The sequence below is a fragment of the Desulfuromonas sp. genome (assembly GCA_002869615.1).
Classification (GTDB): Bacteria; Desulfobacterota; Desulfuromonadia; order Desulfuromonadales; family UBA2294; genus BM707.
Window position 1 is genome coordinate 1 of sequence record PKUH01000016.1, and the last position, 23,863, is coordinate 23,863.

General features: G+C 55.0%; 24 protein-coding genes and 3 tRNA genes. 20 read left to right on the plus strand and 7 right to left on the minus strand.

What is annotated here, in order from left to right; translation table 11 throughout:
• Window positions 1-333 precede the first annotated feature (333 nt).
• The 8 genes from C0623_02745 to C0623_02780 all read left to right on the plus strand — a co-directional run bounded on the left by C0623_02745 (window position 334) and on the right by C0623_02780 (window position 7,700).
• The gene (locus C0623_02745) at window positions 334-1,194 is read left to right on the plus strand and encodes a 4-hydroxybenzoate octaprenyltransferase (protein ID PLY02979.1); all 861 of its coding nucleotides are present in this window, start codon (window positions 334-336) and stop codon (window positions 1,192-1,194) included.
• A 28-nt stretch (window positions 1,195-1,222) separates the two neighbouring features.
• Window positions 1,223-1,837: an aromatic acid decarboxylase gene (locus tag C0623_02750; GenBank protein PLY03012.1), complete on the plus strand. Its 615-nt coding sequence runs from the start codon at window positions 1,223-1,225 to the stop codon at window positions 1,835-1,837.
• A complete protein-coding gene (locus tag C0623_02755) occupies window positions 1,837-2,922 on the plus strand; it encodes an aminofutalosine synthase MqnE (protein PLY02980.1) in 1,086 nt (361 codons plus the stop codon). The genes C0623_02750 and C0623_02755 overlap by 1 nt, the downstream gene beginning before the upstream one ends.
• Window positions 2,919-3,974 carry a dehypoxanthine futalosine cyclase gene (gene mqnC / locus C0623_02760; GenBank protein PLY02981.1) on the plus strand — a complete coding sequence of 352 codons (1,056 nt, stop codon included), beginning with the start codon at window positions 2,919-2,921 and terminating at the stop codon, window positions 3,972-3,974. Before C0623_02755 ends, mqnC begins: the two co-directional genes overlap by 4 nt.
• 14 nt (window positions 3,975-3,988) lie before the next feature.
• Window positions 3,989-5,038 carry a histidinol-phosphate transaminase gene (gene hisC / locus C0623_02765; GenBank protein ID PLY02982.1) on the plus strand — a complete coding sequence of 350 codons (1,050 nt, stop codon included), beginning with the start codon at window positions 3,989-3,991 and terminating at the stop codon, window positions 5,036-5,038.
• 84 nt (window positions 5,039-5,122) lie between these two features.
• Window positions 5,123-6,196, plus strand: a complete 1,074-nt coding sequence (gene mutY, locus C0623_02770; GenBank protein PLY02983.1) for an A/G-specific adenine glycosylase — start codon at window positions 5,123-5,125, stop codon at window positions 6,194-6,196.
• Window positions 6,193-7,314, plus strand: coding sequence for a ribonuclease D (locus C0623_02775; GenBank protein PLY02984.1), 1,122 nt, complete (start codon window positions 6,193-6,195; stop codon window positions 7,312-7,314). The genes mutY and C0623_02775 overlap by 4 nt, the downstream gene beginning before the upstream one ends.
• Window positions 7,315-7,376: 62 nt before the next feature.
• Entirely contained in the window at window positions 7,377-7,700 is a 324-nt protein-coding gene (locus C0623_02780; protein ID PLY02985.1) for a DUF2007 domain-containing protein, read from the plus strand.
• Here C0623_02780 and aspA read toward each other — a convergent pair.
• Complete coding sequence (gene aspA, locus C0623_02785) at window positions 7,697-9,100, minus strand: aspartate ammonia-lyase (GenBank protein PLY02986.1); 1,404 nt, start codon at window positions 9,098-9,100, stop codon at window positions 7,697-7,699. The two genes, C0623_02780 and aspA, sit on opposite strands and share 4 nt — an antisense overlap.
• Before the next feature lie 90 nt (window positions 9,101-9,190).
• Here aspA and C0623_02790 point away from each other — a divergent pair, with 90 nt between their 5' ends.
• Window positions 9,191-10,063, plus strand: a complete 873-nt coding sequence (locus tag C0623_02790) for an EamA family transporter (protein ID PLY03013.1) — start codon at window positions 9,191-9,193, stop codon at window positions 10,061-10,063.
• A 145-nt stretch (window positions 10,064-10,208) separates the two neighbouring features.
• On the plus strand, window positions 10,209-10,778 hold the full coding sequence (locus tag C0623_02795) for a phosphohydrolase (GenBank protein PLY02987.1): 570 nt from the start codon (window positions 10,209-10,211) through the stop codon (window positions 10,776-10,778).
• 251 nt (window positions 10,779-11,029) lie between these two features.
• On the opposite strand, the gene C0623_02800 is transcribed toward C0623_02795, so the two are convergent.
• Entirely contained in the window at window positions 11,030-12,169 is a 1,140-nt protein-coding gene (locus C0623_02800; protein ID PLY02988.1) for a capsular biosynthesis protein, read from the minus strand.
• 88 nt (window positions 12,170-12,257) lie between these two features.
• Here C0623_02800 and C0623_02805 point away from each other — a divergent pair, with 88 nt between their 5' ends.
• The 10 genes from C0623_02805 to C0623_02850 all read left to right on the plus strand — a co-directional run bounded on the left by C0623_02805 (window position 12,258) and on the right by C0623_02850 (window position 19,696).
• Window positions 12,258-13,532: a serine--tRNA ligase gene (locus tag C0623_02805; protein ID PLY02989.1), complete on the plus strand. Its 1,275-nt coding sequence runs from the start codon at window positions 12,258-12,260 to the stop codon at window positions 13,530-13,532.
• A gap of 68 nt (window positions 13,533-13,600) precedes the next feature.
• A tRNA-Ser gene (locus C0623_02810) sits at window positions 13,601-13,686 on the plus strand.
• A gap of 221 nt (window positions 13,687-13,907) precedes the next feature.
• A tRNA-Ser gene (locus C0623_02815) sits at window positions 13,908-13,997 on the plus strand.
• Window positions 13,998-14,045: 48 nt separating this feature from the next.
• Window positions 14,046-14,528, plus strand: coding sequence for a DUF2155 domain-containing protein (locus tag C0623_02820; GenBank protein ID PLY02990.1), 483 nt, complete (start codon window positions 14,046-14,048; stop codon window positions 14,526-14,528).
• 39 nt (window positions 14,529-14,567) lie between these two features.
• Window positions 14,568-14,644: transfer RNA gene (locus tag C0623_02825), tRNA-Arg, on the plus strand.
• Between the two features lie 516 nt (window positions 14,645-15,160).
• Window positions 15,161-16,915: a chemotaxis protein gene (locus C0623_02830; protein ID PLY02991.1), complete on the plus strand. Its 1,755-nt coding sequence runs from the start codon at window positions 15,161-15,163 to the stop codon at window positions 16,913-16,915.
• Between the two features lie 27 nt (window positions 16,916-16,942).
• On the plus strand, window positions 16,943-17,449 hold the full coding sequence (locus C0623_02835; protein ID PLY02992.1) for a chemotaxis protein CheW: 507 nt from the start codon (window positions 16,943-16,945) through the stop codon (window positions 17,447-17,449).
• A 305-nt stretch (window positions 17,450-17,754) separates the two neighbouring features.
• On the plus strand, window positions 17,755-17,970 hold the full coding sequence (locus C0623_02840) for a hypothetical protein (GenBank protein ID PLY02993.1): 216 nt from the start codon (window positions 17,755-17,757) through the stop codon (window positions 17,968-17,970).
• Between the two features lie 34 nt (window positions 17,971-18,004).
• Window positions 18,005-18,967 (plus strand): MinD/ParA family protein, encoded by a 963-nt coding sequence (locus C0623_02845; protein PLY02994.1) that lies wholly within the window; start codon window positions 18,005-18,007, stop codon window positions 18,965-18,967.
• A gap of 528 nt (window positions 18,968-19,495) precedes the next feature.
• Window positions 19,496-19,696 (plus strand): hypothetical protein, encoded by a 201-nt coding sequence (locus C0623_02850; GenBank protein ID PLY02995.1) that lies wholly within the window; start codon window positions 19,496-19,498, stop codon window positions 19,694-19,696.
• A gap of 116 nt (window positions 19,697-19,812) precedes the next feature.
• Here the strand turns inward: C0623_02850 and msrA are convergent, their stop codons facing one another.
• The 5 genes from msrA to C0623_02875 all read right to left on the minus strand — a co-directional run bounded on the left by msrA (window position 19,813) and on the right by C0623_02875 (window position 23,232).
• On the minus strand, window positions 19,813-20,448 hold the full coding sequence (gene msrA, locus C0623_02855; GenBank protein ID PLY02996.1) for a peptide-methionine (S)-S-oxide reductase: 636 nt from the start codon (window positions 20,446-20,448) through the stop codon (window positions 19,813-19,815).
• 13 nt (window positions 20,449-20,461) lie between these two features.
• A complete protein-coding gene (msrB, locus tag C0623_02860) occupies window positions 20,462-20,860 on the minus strand; it encodes a peptide-methionine (R)-S-oxide reductase (GenBank protein ID PLY03014.1) in 399 nt (132 codons plus the stop codon).
• Window positions 20,861-21,027: 167 nt separating this feature from the next.
• Window positions 21,028-21,354, minus strand: a complete 327-nt coding sequence (locus C0623_02865; GenBank protein ID PLY02997.1) for a hypothetical protein — start codon at window positions 21,352-21,354, stop codon at window positions 21,028-21,030.
• Between the two features lie 109 nt (window positions 21,355-21,463).
• The gene (locus C0623_02870; protein ID PLY02998.1) at window positions 21,464-22,528 is read right to left on the minus strand and encodes a hypothetical protein; all 1,065 of its coding nucleotides are present in this window, start codon (window positions 22,526-22,528) and stop codon (window positions 21,464-21,466) included.
• The gene (locus tag C0623_02875; GenBank protein ID PLY02999.1) at window positions 22,525-23,232 is read right to left on the minus strand and encodes a DNA-binding response regulator; all 708 of its coding nucleotides are present in this window, start codon (window positions 23,230-23,232) and stop codon (window positions 22,525-22,527) included. Before C0623_02875 ends, C0623_02870 begins: the two co-directional genes overlap by 4 nt.
• Window positions 23,233-23,863 lie beyond the last annotated feature (631 nt).

Below are 23,863 nucleotides of genomic sequence, written 5' to 3' on the forward strand. Positions count from 1 at the left end.
CATTTGACCCGGGTCGGGCCGGTGGTCGCGCATCCTGAAACAAATAAAAGAAGCGCTATCGTTGATAAAACAAGAACTTTTTTCATCTGGCACCTCACTCTATGGTTATTGTCACAAAATGACAGTGGAATAATTCAGGTTATTTTCACATTATATAACAAGATCGGCAATTGAAAACAGTCTGAAAGTCAGCAGCAAGCGATTACGGTTTAAATCGATCGTCGGTTATTTCTTTTAAACACCCAACAATAGGGCGTAGCCGCTTAAATATTGATTGTACTATATAGCCGGTGTAAACTTTCGGGCCGAGCAAAAAAACGGAAGCAAGGTGATATGTTCGAAAAAATAGCCGCCCTGCTGCGGATGATCAAATTCTCGCACACTATTTTTGCTTTTCCCTTTGCCCTGATGGGCGTCGTACTGGCAAGTCTGGCGTCGCGATCGATCCCCGAAATAAACCAGATTCTCTGGATCTGTGTTGCCATGGTCGGAGCCCGCAGTGCGGCAATGGGTCTGAACCGAATTATTGATGCCAGAATCGATGCGGCCAACCCGCGTACGGCTGCCAGGGAAATTCCGGCCGGCAAGGTTTCGATCAAAGAAGCAGTGGCTTTCGTAGTCGTTGCTCTTGCTCTTCTGCTTTTTGCCGCATGGATGTTGAACCCGCTCTGCCTGTACCTGTCACCGGTGGCGATATTCTTCCTTTTTCTTTATTCCTACTGCAAGCGATTCACCTCCCTCGCTCATCTGGTTCTCGGAATCTGCCTGGCGGCGGCACCGCTCGGAGCCTGGATTGCCCTGCGTGGAGATATCGGATGGCCGGCGGTTGTCCTGGCGCTGGCGGTCCTGCTCTGGGTCGCCGGATTCTATATCTTCTATGCGTTGCAGGATATAGAATTCGATCGGCAGCAAGGCCTGCACTCGATCCCGGTTCATCTCGGGCCCGGGAAATCGATAATTCTTGTCCGGTATCTGCATGTCGGTATGATCATCCTGTTGTTGGCTCTGGGTATGGTCGATGGATTGGGACTGATCTACCTGGTCGGTGTTGGTGTGATTTCATTGATGCTGATCTACGAACACATGCTGGTCAAGGCCGACGATCTGAGCCGTCTCGACGCTGCTTTTTTCAATATGAATGGCTACATAAGTGTTACGATTTTTCTGTTTGCCCTGCTCGATGCAGTGATCTGAACCTTTTCCGGAGAGGATGGTTGGAAAGATGAAGAAGCATATCGTTGTAGTCATCACCGGCGCTTCCGGTGCTTGTTATGGTCTGGGATTGATCCGCGAGTTGCTTGCCGCCGGCTGCCGGGTCTCATTGCTGGTGAGTGATGCCGGGCGGCAGGTGGTCGCCTATGAAACCGGCCTCGATCTCGCGACAACTCCCGGGCAGACCATTCTCCAGATCAGGAATTATCTCGGGGTTGATGGAGAACTCGAATGTTATGCCGTCAATGACTTTTTCGCCCCGGTCGCAAGCGGCACTGCGGCTCCCGATGCCGTCGTTATCGTCCCCTGCTCAATGGGCACGGCCGGACGAATCGCTTCCGGTTTGAGCGAAAACCTGATCGAGCGGGTCGCCGATGTTGCACTGAAGGAACGGCGGGAGCTGATTCTGGTGCCGCGCGAGACGCCGTTCAACCAGATCCACCTTGAAAATCTTCTCAGCTTGTCAAAAGCCGGGGCTGTGATCCTCCCGGCGATGCCGGCATTTTATCAGAACCCTGAGTCGATTGATGATATGGTCAATTTCGTGGTCGGCAAGATCCTCGATGCCCTTCGGGTTAACCACCAACTTTTCACGCGCTGGGGTTCAGAAGGGAAATCGGAGTAGTGAGAGTTGATTTCAAACAGTTGAAAGAACAGCTCGAAGCGGGACAGCGGATCAGTGCTGCTGATGCAGTGGCCCTGTTCGAGAGCAATGACCTGCTGGCTATCGGCGAGCTTGCGGCGATGGCAAATCGGCGCCAGAATGGCGAGACGGTTTATTTCAATGTCAATCGCCACATCAATTACACCAATTTATGCGTCAATCGTTGTACCTTCTGCGCGTTCAGCAAGGGGGTTGAGGATGAAGGATGCTACACGCTGGCCCTGAACGATATCCTCGAAAAAGCGGCTGAAGCGAATGCCGCCGGTGCGACCGAGATCCACATGGTCGGCGGGTTGCACCCAGACCTGCCTTTCGATTTTTACATCGAGATGCTGGCCAGCCTCAAGGCCGACAACCCGGCCCTTCATATCAAGGCGTTTACGGCGGTAGAAATTGATTACTTTGCCCGGATAACCGGTCAGTCTGTTGACCAGGTGCTGCTCGAATTGAAAGCGGCCGGACTCGAATCGATGCCTGGCGGCGGCGCCGAAATCCTCGGGAAAAGGGTTCGCGATATCATCTGTCCGGAAAAGATCAGCGGCGAGCGCTGGCTCGAGATTATCGAAAAGGTCCATCGGGCCGGTTTGAAAAGTAACGCGACCATGCTGTTCGGCCATGTCGAGAAGTATGAAGACCGGGTTGACCATCTCGCAAAGCTGCGAGATCTTCAAGATAAAACCGGCGGTTTTCAGGCCTTTATCCCCCTCGCATTTCAACCCGACAATACCCGGGTTCCGGGGGCAAAAGGGGTCAGCGGCGTTGATGCCCTCAAAACCCTTGCGATCAGCCGGATTTACCTTGATAATTTTCAGCATATCAAGGCCTACTGGGTCATGCTCGGCCTGAAGACGGCACAGGTTGCACTCGCATTCGGAGTCAACGATCTTGATGGTACGGTCATCGAGGAGAAAATCGGCCACGATGCCGGCGCCGAATCGCCACAGGCCCTGAGCAAGGATCAACTTCTTGATCTGATCAGAATTGCCGGGAAAAAACCGGTTGAACGCAACACCCTTTACGAGGAATTGCGGAGCTACGCGGTATGAATATTGCGGCCACTGAAAATTCTCCAATCACGGCTGAAGAAGCACTGCATCTGCTGTTGACGGAAGACTTGCTGGTCGTTGGCAAGACCGCAGATGCCGTGCGCCGCAAGAAACATCCTGCTAACCAGGTCAGTTTTGTCGTTGACCGGAATGTCAACTACACTAATATTTGCGAATCAAAATGCCGTTTTTGCGCTTTCTACCGCAATGCCGGAGATGCCGACGCCTACGTTCTTGACCATCGGACGATCTATGCAAAAATCGAGGAGCTGGTTGCCCGTAGCGGGACGCAACTGTTGATGCAGGGTGGTCTTCACCCTGAACTTAAGATCGACTGGTTTGAGGAGTTGTTCCGTCAGATCAAGCAGCGTTTCCCGACGGTTCAGATTCACTCACTTTCGCCGGCCGAGATCATCCATATTGCCGAAATATCGGGTCTGACTATGCCGGAGTGCCTGGCGCGGCTGCATCAGGCCGGTCTCGATTCGTTGCCCGGTGGCGGAGCTGAAATCCTCGTCGATGATGTACGGCAGGAGGTTTCGCCGAACAAGATCGGCTGGCAGGAATGGGCCGCAGTGATGATTGAAGCGCATCGACTAAGAATGCCGACAACAGCGACAATGATGTTCGGCTCGAAGGAGCGGCCCGAAGACATTATCGAACACCTGTTCCGGATCCGCGAGATTCAGCAGAGAACAGGCGGCTTTACCGCATTTATCCCCTGGACCTTCCAGCCTTACAACACCGAACTTGGTGGTGAAACAGCGAGTGGTGTCGAGTACCTCAAGGTCCTTGCACTCTCCCGGATCATTCTCGATAATATCGACAACATCCAGGCAAGCTGGGTCACCCAGGGAGACAAGATGGCGCAGATCGCACTCTTTTTCGGGGCCAATGATCTCGGCGGGACGATGCTCGAGGAGAACGTTGTTGCCGCCGCCGGGGTTTCATTCCGGTTGTCGCAGTCGCAGATCATCGATCTTGCCCGCAGCGCCGGATTTGTACCGGTTCGGCGAACGACGACATACGATACCCTTGAAATTTATGATTGATATTCGGTAGGGAGATGCCGCAAATGCGAAAAAATATTGCCAATATGACCGGGTACGTCCCCGGGTTTCAACCGCCTGACGACGAAGACTGGATCAAACTCAACACCAATGAAAATCCTTATCCACCGTCACCCCGTGTCGTCGAGGCCATTACAGCCGAACTCGATGCCGGTGAATCGTTGCGCCGCTATCCGGATCCCCCGAGCAGGAGCGGACGTCAGGCAGCGTCCGATCTTTATGGATTCGATCCCTCCTGGGTGATCATGGCTAACGGCTCGGATGAGCTGCTCAACAACCTGATCCGGGCTTACGTGAGTGAAGATGAGGAATTGGCATTTATTCAGCCCTCCTACTCCTACTATGCGACCCTCGCCAAAATCCAGGGAGCTTCGATCCGAACCTTCGCCCTTGATGAAAATTGGCAGATTGCTGATTTCCCACGGCGTTATGATGGCAAACTTTTTTTTCTGACCTCGCCGAATGCGCCGCTCGGGATCACTTTCAGCAATGAATATATTGCTGATATTGCCGACCGCTGTGACGGCATATTGGTCGTTGATGAAGCTTATGCCGACTTCGCTGATGAAAATGCCCTTGATCTGGTCAGGCAGCATGACAATATCATCGTGACCCGTACTTTCTCGAAAAGCTATGCCCTGGCCGGAATGCGGCTCGGCCTCGCCATCGCCCGCCCGGAAGTGATTGCCGCGCTCGACAAGATCCGCGATCATTACAACCTGGATCGACTCGCTCAGGTCGCGGCGGTCGCGGCATTGAAAGACCAGGATTATTTTCAGCAGACGATTACAAAAATCAGGCAGACGCGCACGTGGTTTGTGGCCGAACTCGAGAGCCTGCAATACACTGTCCTGCCATCTCAGGCCAATTATGTGTTTGCCATCCCGCCTGATCGCGACGGCAAGCGGATTTATGAGGCCCTGTTCGAAAAAAAGATCCTCGTTCGATTCTTCCCGGATGTCTTGCTGGCCCACGGTTTAAGAATCAGCATCGGAACTCCGGAGGAGATGGCGGCGACGGTCGAAGCACTGAAGGAAATTGAGTGATCCATTATTTCTGCTTTAGGAAGATCAGGGGTCGGATCCGTTATTGAATGCGGAGCTGACCCCTTTTCGTTTGCAAACCTGACGATGAATCTGCCCTTCAAAACAGAAGATGTTTCGGAACGACTGCTTGCCTGGTATACCCGGCATGGCCGTGACCTGCCGTGGCGGCAGACCCGTGACCCGTACCGGATCTGGCTCTCCGAAGTCATGCTACAGCAGACCACGGTGGCGGCGGTTATTCCATATTATGAAAAATTCCTCGCCCGGTTTCCCGATGTCGTTTCGCTGGCAGCTGCTGAACTTGAAGCAGTCCTTGAGCTCTGGTCCGGGCTCGGATATTATTCACGCGCCCGCAACCTGCACCGGGCGGCGCAAATGGTCGCCGGGGAATACAACGGGCGCTTTCCGAATGATGTCGAAGGCTTGATGGGCCTGCCCGGAATCGGTCGTTCGACAGCCGGGGCTATCTGTTCAATTGCCTACGACCGACCGGCGCCGATCCTCGACGGCAATGTTCGCCGGGTCCTGGCACGGCTGATGGCTCTGCGTGAGCCCGCGCGGGATCGGCAAGCCGAGAAAAAACTCTGGCGCTGGGCCGAAGCCTTGACACCGTTGGACCGACCGCATGATTATGCTCAGGCGATCATGGATCTTGGCGCGACCCTCTGTACGCCCCGACAGCCGGAATGTTGCCGCTGTCCCCTGGCCGAAATTTGCCAGGCGCGAAGTCAGGGGCTCGAAAACGAGCTGCCGAAGACCGGAAAAAAAGAGAAAGTCGGAGAGCGGCTGCAAGTTGTCCTGATCGTTGAGAAAGAGGGCCAGCTGTTGCTCAACCGGCGGCCGCCGAGCGGTCTGCTCGGCGGCATGTGGGAGTTTCCCTGTGCCGACCTTGAACCGGGAGAAGAACCGGCGCAGCGGGCCCGGGCACTCGCCCGGAATTATTCCATAGAGACTGAACTGCACTGTATCGGCCGGATCAGGCATGTCTACAGCCATTTCCGCCTTGAGGCGATCGTCTTCCGGACCGGAATTGCCGAACAGACCGGAATTGCCGAAACCGGTACATTCTGGCATGATGCGGAGAAATTGGCCGAAAGCCCGTTGCACGGAGCGCATCAGAAAGCCCTGAACCTGACAATGAAGGAACGGAAACCATGACTGATATTGAAATTCTGACGACCGAAGATGAGGTTGAAAAACTGGCGCATTCCCTGCGTCATGAATCCTCGGTTGCAGTCGACCTTGAAATGGATGCGATGCATAATTATCGTGAAAAAATATGCCTGGCCCAGATTTCAACAACGCAACATACGGTTCTGGCCGACCCGCTTGTCGGCGGCAACCTTGCGCCGCTGGCAGGAGTTTTTGCCGAGACCGGTATCCGCAAAATCTTTCACGCCGTCGATTATGACCTGCGCAGCCTCAAACGGGATTACGGATTTGCCGTGCACAACCTGTTCGATACCATGATTGCCGCCCAGTTCTGTGGCGAAGAGAAAATAGGGCTGGCCGACCTTCTGGGAAAATACTTCGGTGTTAAGCTCGACAAGAAGTACCAGCGTGCCGACTGGTCGCATCGCCCGCTGAAAAAGGAAATGATTGCTTACGCGGCCGAGGATACGCGTCATCTGCATCGACTGGTCGCTATCCTCGAGGAGAAGCTCCGGGAGCTCGGTCGTCTCGACTGGCTGCACGAGGAGTGCAAACTTCTCGAAGAGATTTGCTTTGATGAAAACAGCGGGCCTCTGTTCCTACGGTTCAAAGGGGCGGGAAAGCTTGAAAGACGCCAGCTGGCGCAACTCGAAGAGTTGCTGCAATGGCGTGATAAAGAGGCTGAACGCCGCAACTGTCCTCACTTCAAGGTCGTCGGCAACAAGTCTCTGTTGGCGCTCATTCTGACCCGGCCTGAGGGTGTTGATGCACTCTCCTCGCTCGAAGGGATGTCCTCCCGACAGGTTGAGCGATACGGCCAGCAGCTGCTCAACTGTCTCGATAAGGCCAATCAGATTGACGAAGAAGATCTCCCTCTATTCCCGCGGGCGCCGCGGATTAAAAGAGATCCGCAGGTCGATCAGCTGCTGGCCAAACTGAAGGTTTGGCGGACAAAAAAGGCGGCCGATCTTGCCATTGACCCCGGGGTTCTGGTCAACAACAGTCTGCTTGAGGCGGTTGCCCGGCAACGACCGAAGCGACCGGAAGACCTTCATCAGGTTCGCGGACTGAGGTCATGGCAGATCGGTGAGATCGGCGAAGATATTGTTGCGATTGTACGATAAGCCGGATTGCCTGAAGTTCGCTAGCGGCTGCCGGGGTGCCCTCTGCCGTATACGACGATGCCATGAAAAAGCTTTACACATTTGATCTCACCGAACGGGCCCTTGCCGGGATGTTTCACGAGCTGTTATTGCAAGAGGGGATTGAATGCCTGCTCCGCAATGAACAGCTTTTCTCCGGCCTCGGCGAAATTCCTTTTGTCGAATGTTATCCCGAGCTCTGGGTTGTCGATGCCGAAATGTTCCCGCGGGCGCAATCCCTGTTGCGTCAGTATATGGCCGATGCACCCGAAAAGTTGCCGGAATGGCATTGTCCCGGGTGCGGTGAACAGATCGAGGGCCATTTTAATGCCTGCTGGAACTGCGGTTGCAGTCCGTCAGACGATTAACGGGTTTTCCCCGGAATCCCCGGTTCGGTCATCGGCTGGGGATCGAGAACCCGATCAAGTTCATCCTCCGGCAAAACTTTCTTTTCGATAGCGACCGCACGGACGGTCTTGCCGCTGGCAAAAGCCTGCTTGGCAATATCGGCGGCCTGATCGTAGCCGATAACCGGGGCCAGGGCGGTGCACATTGCCAGGCTCTCTTCGACCAGCGATTCGCAGCGCTCGCGATCAGCCTCAAGACCCTTGAGGCACTGTTCGCCGAACTGTTCGATCCCCCTGGAGAGCAGGGCGATCGACTGCAGCATGTTGTGCGCCATGACCGGCATCATCACGTTCAGTTCAAAGTTTCCGGAAAGACCGCCCAGCGAAATTGTCGCATCATTGCCGATGACCTGGCTGCAGACCTGCATCAGGCTTTCGGCCATAACCGGATTGACCTTGCCCGGCATGATCGAGCTTCCCGGCTGCACCGCCGGCAGCTTCAACTCGCCAAGGCCGCACCGTGGACCGCTTCCGAGATGCCTGATGTCATTGGCGATTTTAAAGAGAGCGACCGCGGTTGTTTTCAAGGCGCCGCTGGCAGCAACAACCTGCTCCTTGCCGGCCTGGGCGGCAAAGTGGTCACTTGCTTCGCGTAACGGCAGTCCGGAAACGTTGGCCATCCGTTCAATCACCCGGCCGGCAAAATTCGGATGGGTGTTAATGCCGGTTCCGACTGCGGTTCCCCCGAGCGGCAGCTCACACAAACCTTCAAGACTTTTTTTCAGTTCGGAAATCACCAGCTCAAGTTGTTGTGAATAGCCGCCGAAAACCTGGCCGAGCCGGATCGGCGTTGCGTCCTGCAGGTGAGTGCGGCCGATCTTGATGATATCGTCGAAGGCGGTCGCCTTGTCGAGCAGAAGCTGCTGCATCTGCTGCAGAGCCGGAATCAGGGAGTCATTGATCTCGGTCGCCGCGGCGAGGTGGATTGCTGTTGGAATGACATCGTTGCTCGACTGCCCGTAATTGACATGATCGTTCGGATGTACCGACTTGCTGCCGATCTCTTCGTCGAGCAGCTGGGCCGCCCGGTTGGCGATAACCTCGTTGGCGTTCATGTTGCTGCTGGTGCCGGAGCCGGTCTGGAAGATATCGACCGGGAAATGTTCATCGAGGCGGCCCTCGACAACTTCGCCGGCCGCATCCATAATCGCCAGGGCGAGTTTACTGTCAAGCAGGCCGAGCTCCTTGTTGACAAAGGCAGCGTGTTCCTTGACCAGGCCGATGGCGCGCAAAAAAGGTCGGGGGAAGGGAATGCCTGAAATCGGAAAATTGATCAGGGCTCGCGCCGTCTGGGCTCCATAAAGCGCATCTTCCGGTACTTCCATTTCTCCCATGGAATCTTGTTCAACCCGTTTCGCCATATTTTTTCTCCTTGAAAGTGGTAATTGAAGTTTTAATTTCGCTAAAAAATGAACTCGCTAACTCTTTTGACATCAGTTAGAATGCAGCGCATGTCCGCGCTCGCCTTCACGCTTATCGTTTTCTCAGCATTCATGCACGCCCTATGGAATCTGTTGGTCAAGCGGAGCGTCCACAAAACCGTTTTCGTCTGGTGGATGTTCCTGATGTCCGGCGGCATGTTGAATATTTATATTCTGCTCCGGCCGGAAGCGGTCCCGCTACCCGGAATGAAGGTTTTGTTGTTTGCTTTCGGCGGTTCCGTCTGTTTTGTATTGTACCATCTTTTCAACGGTCGGGCCTATCGGACCGGAGATCTGTCGATCTCCTACCCGCTGTCGCAGACAGCGATGCTCTATGTTCCGATCTGGGGCGCCTGGGTCTTAAGTGAAAGCCTGACCCCGGTCGGGATTGCCGGGATCCTCCTGGTCCTGTGCGGAGCCTATGTCGTACAGCTCCCCTCGCTCAGCTCGGCCGACATCCTCAGACCGTTTCGCAACCTCTGCAATCACTCGGTCCAGTTTGCCCTGGCCGCCGGCTTTGTCTATTCAATCGGCGCCATTCTCGACAAGCTGGGGGTGATGGCTTATTCACCGCTTTATTTTACCCACTTGATGGTCTGCTTCATGTTCCTGATCATGACCGTCAACCTGCTGCGGCCGGGCTACCGCGGCAAGGTCAGGGAGGAGTGGCGGCAGAGTCGTCGCCTGATCCTGCTCTCCGGGCCGGTCATGATGTGCTCCTTCCTCGCCTTTCGCTACGGCCTGCAGCTGGCACCGGTCAGTTATGCGGTTCCGGTTCGCCAGGTCAGCCTGCTGATTGCGGTTATCATCGGTGTCTTTTTTCTCAACGAGACCTGCGGCCGCATCCGCTTTACCGCATCGATATTGATCCTGGCCGGTGTTTCGTTGATTCGCCTCGGGTGATCGGGGGGGGGCTCGATCACCTTTTACGTTATTTCCGTTCACCTCCATGGAAAACGAACTTTCCGTAATTATATTGGTTTGCAGGATGTAATCGTCCTTTCCTTATGGCATAGTAGTCAGCATCAAAACTGTTGTGAGGAGACCAATGAAGAATCTGGCCAATTTCCTGTTTGAAGTCGGCATGCTCAAACGCACCCCGAGGACCGGCTTCCAGTTTCTCGGCTCCGGCGCCGAATCGGTTGCCGAACATAGTTTCCGGACGGCGATGATCGGCTACACGCTGGCCCGCCTTGATGATGAGGCCGACGTCGGCCGGGTCGTTCAGATCTGCCTGTTTCATGATGTTCCCGAAGCCCGGATGGGCGATCTCAACTACATGAACAAAAAGTACGTCAAGGCTGATGAAGCGAAGGCGGTCGAAGATCTCGCCAGAACCCTGCCGTTCGGTGACGACTATCGTGAACTGCTCGAAGAGTATACCGTTGGCGAGTCGCGCGAAGCGGAGATTGCTCATGATGCCGATCAGCTTGAGATGATCCTGGCGCTCAAGGAATATCGTGACCTCGGCAACCGCAATGCCGACGAATGGTACCCGTTTGCCGTCCGGCGACTCAGGACCGACGCTGCGAAAAATCTGGCGGAAACGATCTGGGAAACCGATTCTTCGAAGTGGTGGTTTGATGATGACGAAGAATGGTGGGTTAAAGGTAAATAGGCTGGTGAAAAGCCATCATCTGCGGCGTTGTCCTTGATCTCGTCATTGCGACGTAGCTGCCGCTACGATTCACTCCTCAATCCGCGTCCGCCTTGTATCTAATAACTTTTGACCAGCCCTGCCATCGGAGGGTTGAAAAGAAAGGCCGGTAATCCTCCCGGCCTTTTAAAGTCCTGTCATTCCTGACCTGATCAGGAATCCATTCTGGTTCTTTCCGCCTTGGCGTCAAGACTTGTCTCTTCACCTCTCCGTTAAAAAGGTTTTTCGCCTTTCCGGGGGGGCTGATTATCCGAAGCTTCCAGTCCCCGGGCAAGAAGTTCTTCTGCCTCCTGTACACTGTCTTCGGAATTCTGCTCTTTTACAATCCCCCAGAACGGACCCGGCTGTCGCTGCAGCCTGGTATTAAACGCCTCCGAGTAACCGTTGAAGTCCCGGGCGAATGCATAGGCCGGTCCGTTCAGCAGCGGCTTTGGCTGGAAATGGACATCGATGTTGAAGACGTTGAGCGGCAGGATTTCGGCTTTGACCAGTTTGCCATTGTCGAACCAGACCCGGGCCATACCGGCGGTGACCGAGCTCTGGCTGTAGGAGCCGAAGGCGAAGTTGCCGAGGCTGTAGTAGATGACGCCTCCCTTGTAGCGTTCGGCTCCCTGCAGAACATGCGGGTGGTGGCCAATCACGACATCGGCGCCGTTATCAATTGCCAGACGGCCGAGCTCCATCTGGTAGTCTTTCGGCTCGTTCATCCGCTCGCCACCCCAGTGAAACGAGACAATTACGTGATCATAAAGCTTACGCGCCTTGCGGATGTCGGCGGCGACATCGTCGAAATAGCCCGGCGCCGTTCCCGGTTTATCTTTTTTGGCGTAGAACGATTTCGGAAAGGTGTTCGAATACGAAAGGAAGGCGATTCTGACCTGGTCGATTTCGACAACATGCGGAGCCCGGGCCGCCACGATATTGCGACCGGCTCCGGAGATGCCGAGGCCTGCCTTTTCGAGCGCGTCGAGGGTGTCGAGGATTCCCGGTTCACCATAGTCACCGATGTGGTTGTTGGCCAGGGTCATCAGGTCAAACCCGGCCGCCTTGATCGCCGCCACGGCTGCCGTCGGAACTCTGAAGGTCCAGGTTTTGTCCGGATGTTTTTCGCCCCGGGCCGTCAATGGCGCCTCAAGATTGGCCAGGGCAATATCGGCCTGCTTGATGTAGCGCTCGGTTGTTCTGAACGGGTAAGCGAAACCGCTGCGCTTGACGACAGGAGCGGCGCTGCCGCCGAGCAGCAGATCGCCGACGGCAACGACGCTGATCGGTTCGGCCGGAGCTGACTGCAGCGGGCCGATCAGGACGATAGCGAGAAAAAGAACCGTTTTTTTTCGGATCGATCGGATCAATGGAGCTCACACCGTTACGGGGTTGACGAGTATTTCACAAGGTGCTAATAATAGCGGGCTTTATTCCTTTAAGACAAGAGGTTTTGTCATGCTCGACAGCAAATTGCTGCGTGAAAATATCGATTCGGTTAGCGAACGTCTGAAAACCCGGGGCGAGGCTGTCGATCTCTCATGGTTCGGTGAAATCGATATCCGCCGGCGTGGTCTGCTCGGCGAGGGCGAATCTCTCAAGGCCGAACGGAACAAGGTTTCGGCGCTGATTGGCAAGACGAAGGACAAGAGCACGGTTCAGGATGAGATTATCCGGATGAAGGATGTATCGGCCCGCATCAAGGAGATTGACGAGGAGCTGCGGCAGCTTGAAGAGAGTCTTAGGGCGCGACTGCTGACCATCCCGAATCTGCCCGATGCGGATTGCCCGGTCGGGGTCGGCGAGGACGAGAACGTCGAGATTCGCACCTGGGGTGAGGCTCCAAAATTCGACTTCGAAGCAAAAGCCCATTGGGACATCGGCACCGATCTCGATATCATTGATTTTGAGCGGGCCGGCAAGATTGCCGGTGCCCGGTTTTCCCTGCTCAAGGGGCCCGGCGCGCGCCTCGAGCGGGCATTGATCAACTTCATGCTCGACCTGCACACAACCGAGCATAAATACGTTGAAACGCTTCCGCCGTTTATGGTAAACAGGGACTCCATGACGGGGACCGGACAGCTCCCGAAGTTTGAAGATGATCTTTTCCATACCGAAGATGTCGATTATTTCCTGATTCCGACGGCAGAAGTTCCGGTGACCAATATCTACCGGGACGAAATCCTGGCCGAAGCTGACCTGCCGATCTGCTACACCGCCTATACGCCCTGCTTCCGCAAGGAGGCCGGGTCGCACGGCAAGGATACGCGCGGGCTGATTCGCCAGCATCAGTTCAACAAGGTTGAACTGGTCAAATTTACCCGGCCGGAAGAATCGGATGCCGAACTGGAGAAACTGCTCGACAACGCCGAAGAGGTGTTGCGGCGGCTCAGGTTGCCGTACCGCGTGGTTGATCTCTGTACCGGTGATATCGGCTTTTCGGCGGCACGGACTTTCGATATAGAAGTCTGGCTGCCGGGCCAGGATACCTATCGCGAGATTTCTTCCTGCTCGAATTTCCGCGATTTTCAGGCGCGGCGGGCGGCAATCCGCTACCGGCCGGATGGAGGCGGCAAGCCGGCTTTTGTTCATACCCTGAACGGTTCCGGATTGGCGGTCGGCAGAACTCTGCTGGCAATTCTCGAGAACTACCAGCAGGAAGACGGCTCTGTGGTGATCCCGGAAGCCCTTCGCCCTTATATGGGCGGGTTGGAAAAGATTGAGAAGCAGTAACGAGTAATGGGTAACGAGTGAAGAGACTCTTTACTCCTAACTCATTACTGAGCACTGAAGTAATTAACGGAGGAGTGGCCGAGAGGCTTAAGGCGGCGGTCTTGAAAACCGTTGAACGAAAGTTCCGTGGGTTCGAATCCTACCTCCTCCGCCATTTAAATTTAATTCTACTATTGATAGTAGGATTCGAAGCGGAGCGAACGCTGACTAAATGTCAGATGAGCAGGCCGGGAGGCCTGCGGAAGTGAGCGCAGGGGAGCCGACGCAGGAGACAACGAGAGTTGTCGACGTAGTGGGCGAATCCTACCTCCTCCGCCATTTAAAATTGAGTGTTGACCTGATTGCAGGATTGACAGAATATAGTAAGTTGTACGCGGAGAGGTGACCGAGAGGCCGATGGTGGCGCCCTGCTAAGGCGTTGTGCGGGCAACCGTACCGAGGGTTCGAATCCCTCCCTCTCCGCCATTTTACATACGGTCGCGGCTATCCCTTAATGTTAGAGGATATACAAAAATGACCCGCTTCGGTTTATCCATTTTGCTGTTGCTCGTACTGTCTCTGTCTTTTGTCGGTTGTAGTCGTGAAGAAGTCGAGACGAAACCTCCGGTTGCCGACGCCGAGAATATTCTGTCCCGTGTTGTTGTTCCCAAAGGCGTCGAAGGGCAGTGGAAAGCTGTTCGCATCACTGTTCTGGACAATGAAACCAACGAAGAGGTCACTTATACGGTTGATATCGGGCAGGAGTTCACCCTCTCCAGCTCCGACGTCAGGCTCAAGGTTAATACGTTTCTTCCCTCCTTTGTTATGAAGGGTAAGAACCTGACCTCCAACTCTAATAATCCGGATAATCCGGCCGCATTGATCAGCCTGCGCGAAGGGGGCGAGGCTATCTTCAACGGCTGGTTGTTCAGCCGGTTCCCGGGGACCCATGTTTTTCAGCATCCCCGCTACAGCTTTACCCTGGTCGATTTTATTCCTGCGCCAAAAAAAGGTTGACAGGGAACCGGATATAGGCGATATACATACCCCTTTAATGCGCCGCTAGCTCAGCTGGATAGAGCGTCTGGCTACGGACCAGAAGGTCGGGAGTTCGAATCTTCCGCGGCGCGCCATTTAAAGCAAGGTCTCAGCACACTTCAGTGCTGAGACCTTTTTTGTTTTGTTCGACAAGGTGGTCCCTGCGTGTTACGGCGCTGACCACAGTCTTGAATCCCCCAACTAGCTATGGTTCTTTCGGACCACCTTGCCTCTGGTGCAACCAAAGTTTCCGAGAAACTGCAAAAGATGAAACCCTGGTTGCTCCCCGCCAATGTGTAATTTTAGTCCTGGCAATCAATTATTCTTATAAAACAGTAGGTTAAGGGTACTGTCTAAAGTTGGCGCAGAACCTGCTATTGAAGCGCTTTAAGATAATTCGATTCTTGGAATTGTTTGTTGCGAACTTCCTCCGTCCAACCAGGATGTTCGCGGGCCGCGGGGAAGTGTGACCCCCTGCGGACATTTAGAGGTTGGCTGCTGTATCTAGTTCGTGTCGAAATCTAATTACCGAACGGGTTGTTTGTTGTCATACGTTTCCTTATTTGTTCCAGATTTACTAACTTTTCAAGGTATAGAGTGGGAGGAAAGAAATGTTCGAGCATTGGAAATTCAGAACGAAACTGTTTGCCGGTAACGGTGTGGTCCTGGCCCTGATGGTGGTCCTGTCGATTCTGGTCTACACTAGTGTCAATTCCCTGTTAAACACCTTCTCTTGGGTTGACCACACACACGTCGTTCTCGAAGAAGCGGAAGAAGTATTGGCGGCTGCGGCCGATATGGAGACCGGCATGCGCGGCTTCCTGCTCGCCGGCAAGGAAGAGTTCCTCGATCCTTACAAGGGCGGGTCGCGTCTATTCGATGAAAAGATCGCCGAGCTCACGGAGACGGTCAACGACAACCCGGCCCAGGTGGCACTGCTGCGCGAAACCAAGGCAACCATCGACGAGTGGCGGCAGAATGTCACCGAGCCGATGATTGCCCTGCGGCGTCAGGTCGGTGTCAGCAAGACCATGGACGATATCGCCAACGAGGTTGGCAAGGCCAGGGGGAAAACCTATTTTGACAAGTTTCGCGGTCAGCTTGCGACCTTTGAAGACCGCGAGCGGAAGCTCATGGAGGAGCGCAAGGAGTCGATGGAATCAACCGCCGACACAGCCACCAGCGGGACGATATTCGGCACCTTGATCGCGCTGGCGTTCGGACTCGGTGTGGTGGTCTTTCTGACGCGTAGCCTGATGAAGCAGCTCGGCGGTGAGCCGGCCTACATCGCGGAAATCGCAGAAAGTGTCGCCAAGGGCGATATGAGCATCAAGATGAAGAGCGAAGGCGAGGACCAGGGCGTGTTCGCAGCGATAAAGAAGATGATGGCAGCCCTGCAGGAGAAGGAACGTCTTTCCCAGCAGATTGCCGATGGCGACCTGACTGTGGTTGTCAACCTGGCCTCCGACAAAGACCAGCTCGGCCTCGCTCTGCAACGGATGGTCGAAAAGCTCAAGGAGGTGATCGCCCAGGTCACCGGTTCGGTCGAAAATGTTGCCTCCGGATCGCAGGCGATGAGCTCATCCAGCGAAGAGATGTCGCAGGGGGCCAGCGAGCAGGCGGCGGCGGCGGAAGAGGCGTCATCGAGCATCGAACAGATGACCGCCAACATCCGGCAGAATACCGACAACGCCATGGAGACCGAAAAGATCGCGACCCAGACCTCCGATGAGGCCAGAGCCGGCGGCGAGTCGGTGGCACAGACGGTCGTCGCGATGCGCGACATCGCTGACAAAATCAACATTATCGAGGAGATCGCGCGTCAGACCAACCTGCTGGCTCTCAACGCGGCGATCGAAGCGGCCCGCGCCGGTGAACATGGCAAGGGTTTTGCGGTTGTTGCCGCCGAGGTGCGCAAGTTGGCCGAACGGAGCCAGGTGGCCGCCGCCGAGATCAGCGAACTGTCGGTGAGCAGCGTCGAGGTTGCCGAGACCGCCGGCAAGGCGCTCGAATCTATCGTGCCGAGCATCCAGAAGACGGCCGAGCTGGTGCAGGAGATTTCAGCGGCGAGCCGCGAGCAGGATGCCGGCGCCGATCAGATCAACAAGAGTATTCAGCAGCTCGATACAATCATCCAGCAGAACGCATCGAGCGCCGAGGAGATGGCGAGCACCGCCGAAGAGCTCACCAGCCAGGCCGATCAGCTCGGCGACATGATCGCCTTCTTCAAGGTCGGCAGTGACATGCGGCAGAAAAACCGGAAAATGGCAACGGCCAATTCCGCGCAGAAGTCACAACGGGTGCTGACGGCGACAACGCGTTCCGGAACCGCCGACACTCTTGATGATGAATTCGATCGGTATTGATCGAATCATCCGAAAAGGAGAAATATCATGAGTGAAGCCGCAGCTGAATTAAGCCAGCAATACCTGACCTTCGGCCTGGGCGACGAATCGTTTGCCGTCGATGTCGCCAAGGCGCGCGAAGTGCTTGACAGCAGCAATATTACCAAGGTGCCGCAGACCCCCGATTATATGCTCGGGGTGATCAACCTGCGCGGTTCGGTGGTGCCGGTGATCGACATGCGTCTGAAGTTCGGTATGGAAGCGGCCGAGCGGACGATCGACACCTGCATCATTGTTCTGGAGATCCATGCCGATGACGGCGAGCCGCTGACCATCAGCGTGCAGGCCGATTCGGTGCAGGAGGTCCTCGATATCACCGAAAGCCAGATCGAGCCGCCACCGCGTCTCGGCACCAAGCTCGACACCGACTTTATCAAGGGCATGGGGAACTGTAACGACGAGTTCGTCATCATCCTCGACATCGACAAGGTCTTTACCACCGAAGAGCTGGTGTTGCTCGAAGGCGCTTACAAAAAGGAGTCGGAAAAAGAGTAGGTTTTTCGTGCCGGTGTCAGGGGTTACCTCCCCCCAACCAGGTCCCCTGGCGCCGGTTTTTTACATCCCGGGAGGTAAGGCACTGTCGGCAGATCCTCTTTTGCCGGAACGTTTTAAACCGGGCAGGTCGTTAGAAGATGATAGTGAATATCCTCCTCCCGACTGTTTTATGCTCTTTCAGGGCGATCTCTTTGCATATCATCTTTGTTGTCCTTGAGCCGGGATTGGCCCGGCTCTAAATTCAAAGCAAATGCGGGAGAACAAGCGACGATCAGGAAGGGATTGCTATTCTGGAGCGAGACAGGATGAAAAAAACCATTGAAAAAGTCTCCCGCGATGGCATGTTTCTGGCCCTTCTCGACAAAAGCAAATGGGCGATCTACCCGGTTGACTCGGCCATTGTCTGTTCCTGGAAATCGGGGCAACAGGTCAGGGTTTCTGGAAAACAGGCCGGCAGGACCTTCAGCCATTCCATTGAAAATCTCGACTTTGCGCAAAAGGTTTATGCTTTGAAATTGTAAGCCCGTAAAATTGTTCTTCTTCAAGAGGGATGCCATGTCAGAAAATTTGCGACACAAAACAATCATTCCGGTCGCCGGCGGTAAAGGGGGCGTTGGCAAGAGCCTGTTTACGGCAAGCCTGGCCCGAGCTTTGGCCGCTTCGGGAAAAGAAACGATAGCGGTGGATCTCGACCTCGGCGGTTCGAATCTTTATTCGTACTTTGGGCTCGAAAACAGACACCTCGGAATCGGGGATTATTTGATCACCAAGGGGACCAGGCTCGATGAAATAACCGTGAAGCTGGAGCTTGACCGCCTCGGTTTTATCCCTGGTGATGGTGTTACCCCGTTTCTGGCCAACATCAATTATGGACAAAAGCAGAAACTGCTGCGCGATCTGGAGCGGCTCGATGCCGATTTTCTTCTGCTTGATCTCGGTTCCGGGACGTCGTTTAACATTCTTGATTTTTTCCGGCTTTCGAACCGTGGGGTTCTTGTCACGACCCCTGATTACCCGGCGATTATGAACATGATGGCCTTTCTGAAAAACATGATTTTTCGTGTTGTTGCAAAGGGGGTCGGTACGAACAACTTCCTGCGTGATGTCCTGGTCAAGGCTTGTCACCGGACCGGCTCGGACGAAATGATCCCGGTTAAAGACATCATCTATGAACTCTCGGCGGTGAATCCACAGAAGGCGGTTGAGATCCAGAAACAGATTCAAGCGTTTGACTTGAATATCGTCGTCAACAAGACGCGAGCGTCAGATGACCTTGGTTTTGTTGAAAAGGTCGTGAAAAGCCTGCAGGAACGACTCGGGATCGAGGTCGGCTTTCTTGCCAGCTTCCCTTTCAGTGACGCCGGCTGCTGGCGGATGGCGTCGCAACAGGGGCTGTTGCCGTTTCTTGCCGACGTGGATGGCGTGATCCCTGCACTGCACAACAGGGCATTCGGCACCGCTGCAACTTTCCCGCAGGCTGCGGCACGCACCTGCCAGACCTGGCCGGACCTCTCGTAGCAAGCTTGCTGTTGCCCCAGTCGTGCTCCTTCGGATTGTCACAGGTTTATCTTCGTTACTCCCCCATGCGATCTCGCCGGGCGTATGAAAGTCCACAGCTTGCAAAGGCTTAGTCAGGCTTTCTCCTGGAAGGTCTTGGGGAAATGAAGATTGTGGATATTGGTGTTAGCTGTTGATGCGAAATAAAAGTAAGGACTTTGGGAGATTTGGCTGATTTTCCACGGACCAGAAGGTCGGGAGTATGCTCTTCCGCGGCGCGCCATTTAAGATCAGGGAGACAGGCAACTAGTCTGGCTCCCTTTTTATTTCTGAAGTCCCGATCAGGCAATCCTGTTTAGCGGTGTGTAATTTAGAGCAAGAGGTTGCCGATGTCGGCGTGATCTTTTTTGTCTTTATGCTCTCCTGCGTTCTCAGGGCTAGCTTTACCGAAACTTTATCTGCCCATTATTCGCACTTTACAGCATTGATTTATCCTGAAAATAAGCGACACCTCAATTCGGAGGGTCCATCAAGAAAAGGAAAAAATCGATGAAAAGGAATTTAAAGGTTGCTTCGGTTGTATTGTTCCTGTTCTCGGCCGTTGCCATGACAGGCTGCGCCACCACCGGTGACAAGATGATGCACGACTCCATGTCCGATACCGGCGGCAGTATGCAGAAAGAGATGAAGAACGACGGCATGATGGACAAGGATATGAAGGGCTCGGAAATGAACGATACAATGAAATAACAAAACCCGGCTTGATAAGTCTGATTGATTCATGTCAAAAGAGGTTACGGATCCTGTCCGCAACCTCTTTTGACTTTCCCTTGGCAATGGTTGTGCGCCCCGGTTATGGTTTTCGTTCAGTGGCCGGCCTTGTCACCCCAGATCTCCTGGAGCCGCCGATCGCGGCCGCATCCCCAGCGGTAGTACTTGTAGCGGACCGGACTTTTCTTGTAAAAATCCTGGTGGTAGCTCTCATCACCCTGAATCGGGTAGAAGGTCGAGGCATCGAAGATCGGCGTCACCACTTTCTGCTTCGGGAACATCTGCTCGACTTTACGCTTTGACGCCTCGGCGCTTTTCCTTTCGGTGTCATTGGCGACGAAAATAGCGGCCAGGTAGCTGTGTCCCCGATCACAGAATTGTCCGCCATCATCGAAGGGGTCGATATTGACCCAGTAGTGGTCGAGGAGCTGTTCATAGCTCACCTGTGTCGGGTCGTAGATCACTTTGACGGCCTCGTAGTGGCCGTCATGATTGCCGTTGTAGGTCGGATTTTCAAGGGTTCCGCCGGTAAAGCCGGAGACGACTTCACTGACGCCGTCCAGTTTTTCGAAATCGGACTCCATGCACCAGAAACATCCGCCGGCAAAAATAGCTTTTGCTGTCATTGCTTTTTCTTGATCCATCATTCCGTGTTCTTTCTCCATGGTTGCCGCCGCGACAACGCCGGTGACCGCAATCAGGCTGAGGATAATGCCAATCAGGGTTTTCATCGCGAAACTCCTTTTACTTGTCGGCGATAAATTTCAGTGACGCCGAGTTAATGCAATGGCGTTTTCCGGTCGGGGCGGGGCCGTCGTCGAAGACGTGCCCGAGGTGGCCGTCGCAGCGAGAACAGAGCAGTTCGGTGCGGCGCATGAAGAAACTGTTGTCGCTTTTTGTCGCAACGTTTTCTTCGGCGACCGGTCGCGTAAAGCTCGGCCAACCGGTCCCGGAATTGAACTTGTCTTTGGACGCGTAGAGGTCGAGGCCGCATCCGGCGCACTGGTAAACGCCGTTTTTATAGTGCTTGTCGTACTGGCCGGTGAAGGCGCGCTCGGTCCCCTGTTCGCGGAGAATGTGGAACTGCTCTTGGGTCAGGAGCTGCTGCCAATCTTCGCGGGATTTCAGAACTTTTTCGCTCATCACGAATCTCCCTTCGGCTACGGAATAGATCCTGATCGATTCGGCCGCGTTAGCCACTCCTGTGCCCATGGGCGTGAGCCGCTTCGTTGTTATCAGGCCGAGGGTCGGTAACGCCACAGACGCTCCGGCCAGGCCCCAAAAAGTTTTTTTCAGAAAATTGCGTCGGTTCATTGTTTCGTCTCCTTTTTCGGTTCGTTTGGCCGCGAATGTTTCAACGTGCCGATGTAGGTGTCGGTCTTTTTCAGCCAGCTCTCGAGTTGGTCAAGCGAAACCGCTTCCGGGTCGTAGACGACCCGGTCGACCTCGCGGGCGCCGCTCCATCCACGCTGGTCCGATGCAACGCCCGGTTTGCCCTCAAGGGCGCTGGCACCGACATCGTAGCAGTGGACGGCGAAGGTGGCCCTGGCCAGCCCGGAAGGAACTTCGGCCGTGGCCATACAGACGAGCAACAGCGTGCTGGCGAGTAATGCGGTTATCAAAATAACGGTTAGCATGGCAGTGTCCTTTCGCTCGGTTCTTCGTTTGAAAGAAGCGTAGCAAAAGGATGTAAATGGGCCAGAAAGGTTGTGTAAAGATTTGGTAAAGTTTGCGCCGGGAAGGCGCCTATAGGGGGAGGGTGAAACCGATCCGGGTCGTCCCGTCGACGCTGGTGGCGTCGATTTTACCGCCATGGGCTTCGATCAACTGCCGGGTGATGGCCAGGCCGATGCCGGCGCCGCCGACATCGCGGGAACGCGAGGGGTCGGAGCGGAAGAAGCGTTCGAAGATAAACGGCAGGTCTTTTTCCGGGATGCCCGGGCCGCTGTTGACAAACTCGGCGTAGGCAGCTCCCTGGAGAAGGTTGCAGGAAATACTGACCTGCCCGCCGCGGGGAGTGTATTTCCAGCAGTTCTCCATGAGATTCCGGATCGCCTGCAAGAGCTTGTCGCGATCGGCGTACACTATCACCTGGTTGTCGAGGCGGGTGGTAACGGTGATTCCTTTCTCGGCGAAGTTCATTTTATAGAGCGTCAGGATTTCGGTCACGCACTCCTTCAGGTCGACCGGCCGGCGTTCCAGATAAGCCCGCGCGGCATCGGCCTTGGCCAGTTGACTGAGCCCTTCAACCAGGCTGACCAGCCGCAGTATCTCCTGCTGCAGCATCTGCAGGGTCTCCGGGTCGGCCGGGATAACCCCGTCGCTCAGCCCCTCGAGGTAGCCGCGCAGGTTGGTCAGCGGCGTGCGCAGCTCGTGAGCGACATCGGCGACCATGGTCTTGCGCAGCCGCTCCAGTTTGTCGAGGCTGTCGGCCATGCTGTTGAAGGCGGTACCGAGTTCACCGACTTCGTCACTCCGGACGCTGTCGACCCGCGCCGAAAAATTTCCGGCGGCGATCTGGCGGCTGGCGTCACTCATCTCGACCAGTGGCCGGAGCACCCGACGGGTCAGGATATAGCTGAGCAGGAATGCGAGCCCGAGTGCCACCAGGCAGGCCCAGAGCAGGTAGCGATGCACCGCGTCGAGAAACGCCCGGTGGGTCTCGGTCGGCGAGACCATGTACTTGTCCATCAGCACCATGAAATAATCAGCGGCGAGCTGGTCGAAGGCCAGCCAGATAATGCCGACGGTCACGGCGATGACCGGCACGGTTGTGGCAAGCATCAGTTTCCAGTGCAGGCGCATTTTCATGGTTCGTCCCGATCAGCGAAGCGATAGCCGAAGCCGCGGACGGTTTCGATGAAGCGCGGAGCGGCCGGGTCGTCGGCAAGCTTCTGCCGCAGATGTCCGATATGTACGTCGACCACCCGGTCAACCACTGTTTCACCCCGGTCGTAGATATGATTGAGAAGTTCATCCCGGGAAAAAGCCTTGCCCGGGGCGCTCATCAGCGCCAGCAGCAGTTTGTATTCGACGGATGTCAGCTCAACCGGTCTCTCCTCGAGCAAAACCCGGCGCTTTTCGAGATCGAGACACAGCCCCTTGTGCTCCATGACGGCAACCGGGTGCGGCCGCTGCCGGGTGCGGCGCAGGATCGCCTTGACCCGCTCGACCAGCTCGCGCGGGCTGAATGGCTTGATGACGTAATCATCGGCTCCGAGGGAAAGGCCGAGAACCCGGTCAATCTCCTCCTCGCGCGCCGTCAGCATCAGGATCGGAACGTCGGAGATTTTGCGCAGCTCCCGGCAGATTTCCCAGCCATCGACCTGCGGCAGCATCACATCGAGGATGACAAAGCCGGGGTTTTCCCGGCGGGCCAATTCCAGCGCCGCGCCGCCATCGTGAACCATACAGGTGGTAAATCCCTCCCTTTCAAGATAGGTGGAAATCAGGGAAGCCGTGTTGTGGTCATCTTCGATGATCAGGACCGGGGCATTTTTTTTAGTTGCGATCATTGGGAGCCTTTGTTCTCATTATCGGACGATGTAAATCGGGGTCGTGGTCAGAATATCCATCGGTCACCTTCAAAGTTTACACGGAAAAGTGCCATCTCGCCAACGTGCCAGTCACCAGTCTGCATGTCAGGCATTCTCAAGTTGCTTGTTTTTGGCAGGTTTTTTACAACTGAGACGGTGGTTTGTTGACCGGGGCGAAAAAAGGTCCTGGACTGCAAGGTTTGATTGCCGATCTGGTTGCAGGATCAAAGCTGTCAAATGTGAAGATCTGACCCCAATGGCATTGAACTCATCCCCCTGGATGACGTACTATATCATTCAGGAGCGGTGTCTGGTATTATTAATGTTTTACCTAGCCTCACAATTGAGTGCTAACGACCGGGTATGAGTGAATGGCTGAGATCTTCCCTGCTCGAGCGACTCGTTATTGTGAAATAATCGAACAGGAAGTAAAGTCGGGAAAAATGACTGAAAAAAGCGGCCCCAATTGATCCTCCGGGGTGGGATGTCATTGGCCGGAGCCTGACCGTTATGCAATGCCGATTCACAGGTGCTGCCTCCGCTTTCGATTGAAGGATACAGATTTGACCCCGCAAAGTGTGTCAAAAAGGCGCTCGACCCCGACGACAGT

Excerpts from the sequence above, each read along its gene's own strand:
- C0623_02745 (PLY02979.1), top strand. The coding sequence starts at position 334 with ATGTTCGAAAAAATAGCCGCCCTGCTGCGGATGATCAAATTCTCGCAC.
- C0623_02750 (PLY03012.1), top strand. The coding sequence starts at position 1,223 with ATGAAGAAGCATATCGTTGTAGTCATCACCGGCGCTTCCGGTGCTTGT.
- mqnC (PLY02981.1), top strand. The coding sequence starts at position 2,919 with ATGAATATTGCGGCCACTGAAAATTCTCCAATCACGGCTGAAGAAGCA.
- hisC (PLY02982.1), top strand. The coding sequence starts at position 3,989 with ATGCCGCAAATGCGAAAAAATATTGCCAATATGACCGGGTACGTCCCC.
- mutY (PLY02983.1), top strand. The coding sequence starts at position 5,123 with ATGAATCTGCCCTTCAAAACAGAAGATGTTTCGGAACGACTGCTTGCC.
- C0623_02775 (PLY02984.1), top strand. The coding sequence starts at position 6,193 with ATGACTGATATTGAAATTCTGACGACCGAAGATGAGGTTGAAAAACTG.
- C0623_02780 (PLY02985.1), top strand. The coding sequence starts at position 7,377 with ATGAAAAAGCTTTACACATTTGATCTCACCGAACGGGCCCTTGCCGGG.
- aspA (PLY02986.1), bottom strand. The coding sequence starts at position 9,100 with ATGGCGAAACGGGTTGAACAAGATTCCATGGGAGAAATGGAAGTACCG.
- C0623_02790 (PLY03013.1), top strand. The coding sequence starts at position 9,191 with ATGTCCGCGCTCGCCTTCACGCTTATCGTTTTCTCAGCATTCATGCAC.
- C0623_02795 (PLY02987.1), top strand. The coding sequence starts at position 10,209 with ATGAAGAATCTGGCCAATTTCCTGTTTGAAGTCGGCATGCTCAAACGC.
- C0623_02805 (PLY02989.1), top strand. The coding sequence starts at position 12,258 with ATGCTCGACAGCAAATTGCTGCGTGAAAATATCGATTCGGTTAGCGAA.
- C0623_02820 (PLY02990.1), top strand. The coding sequence starts at position 14,046 with ATGACCCGCTTCGGTTTATCCATTTTGCTGTTGCTCGTACTGTCTCTG.
- C0623_02830 (PLY02991.1), top strand. The coding sequence starts at position 15,161 with ATGTTCGAGCATTGGAAATTCAGAACGAAACTGTTTGCCGGTAACGGT.
- C0623_02835 (PLY02992.1), top strand. The coding sequence starts at position 16,943 with ATGAGTGAAGCCGCAGCTGAATTAAGCCAGCAATACCTGACCTTCGGC.
- C0623_02840 (PLY02993.1), top strand. The coding sequence starts at position 17,755 with ATGAAAAAAACCATTGAAAAAGTCTCCCGCGATGGCATGTTTCTGGCC.
- C0623_02845 (PLY02994.1), top strand. The coding sequence starts at position 18,005 with ATGTCAGAAAATTTGCGACACAAAACAATCATTCCGGTCGCCGGCGGT.
- C0623_02850 (PLY02995.1), top strand. The coding sequence starts at position 19,496 with ATGAAAAGGAATTTAAAGGTTGCTTCGGTTGTATTGTTCCTGTTCTCG.
- msrA (PLY02996.1), bottom strand. The coding sequence starts at position 20,448 with ATGAAAACCCTGATTGGCATTATCCTCAGCCTGATTGCGGTCACCGGC.
- msrB (PLY03014.1), bottom strand. The coding sequence starts at position 20,860 with ATGAGCGAAAAAGTTCTGAAATCCCGCGAAGATTGGCAGCAGCTCCTG.
- C0623_02865 (PLY02997.1), bottom strand. The coding sequence starts at position 21,354 with ATGCTAACCGTTATTTTGATAACCGCATTACTCGCCAGCACGCTGTTG.
- C0623_02870 (PLY02998.1), bottom strand. The coding sequence starts at position 22,528 with ATGAAAATGCGCCTGCACTGGAAACTGATGCTTGCCACAACCGTGCCG.
- C0623_02875 (PLY02999.1), bottom strand. The coding sequence starts at position 23,232 with ATGATCGCAACTAAAAAAAATGCCCCGGTCCTGATCATCGAAGATGAC.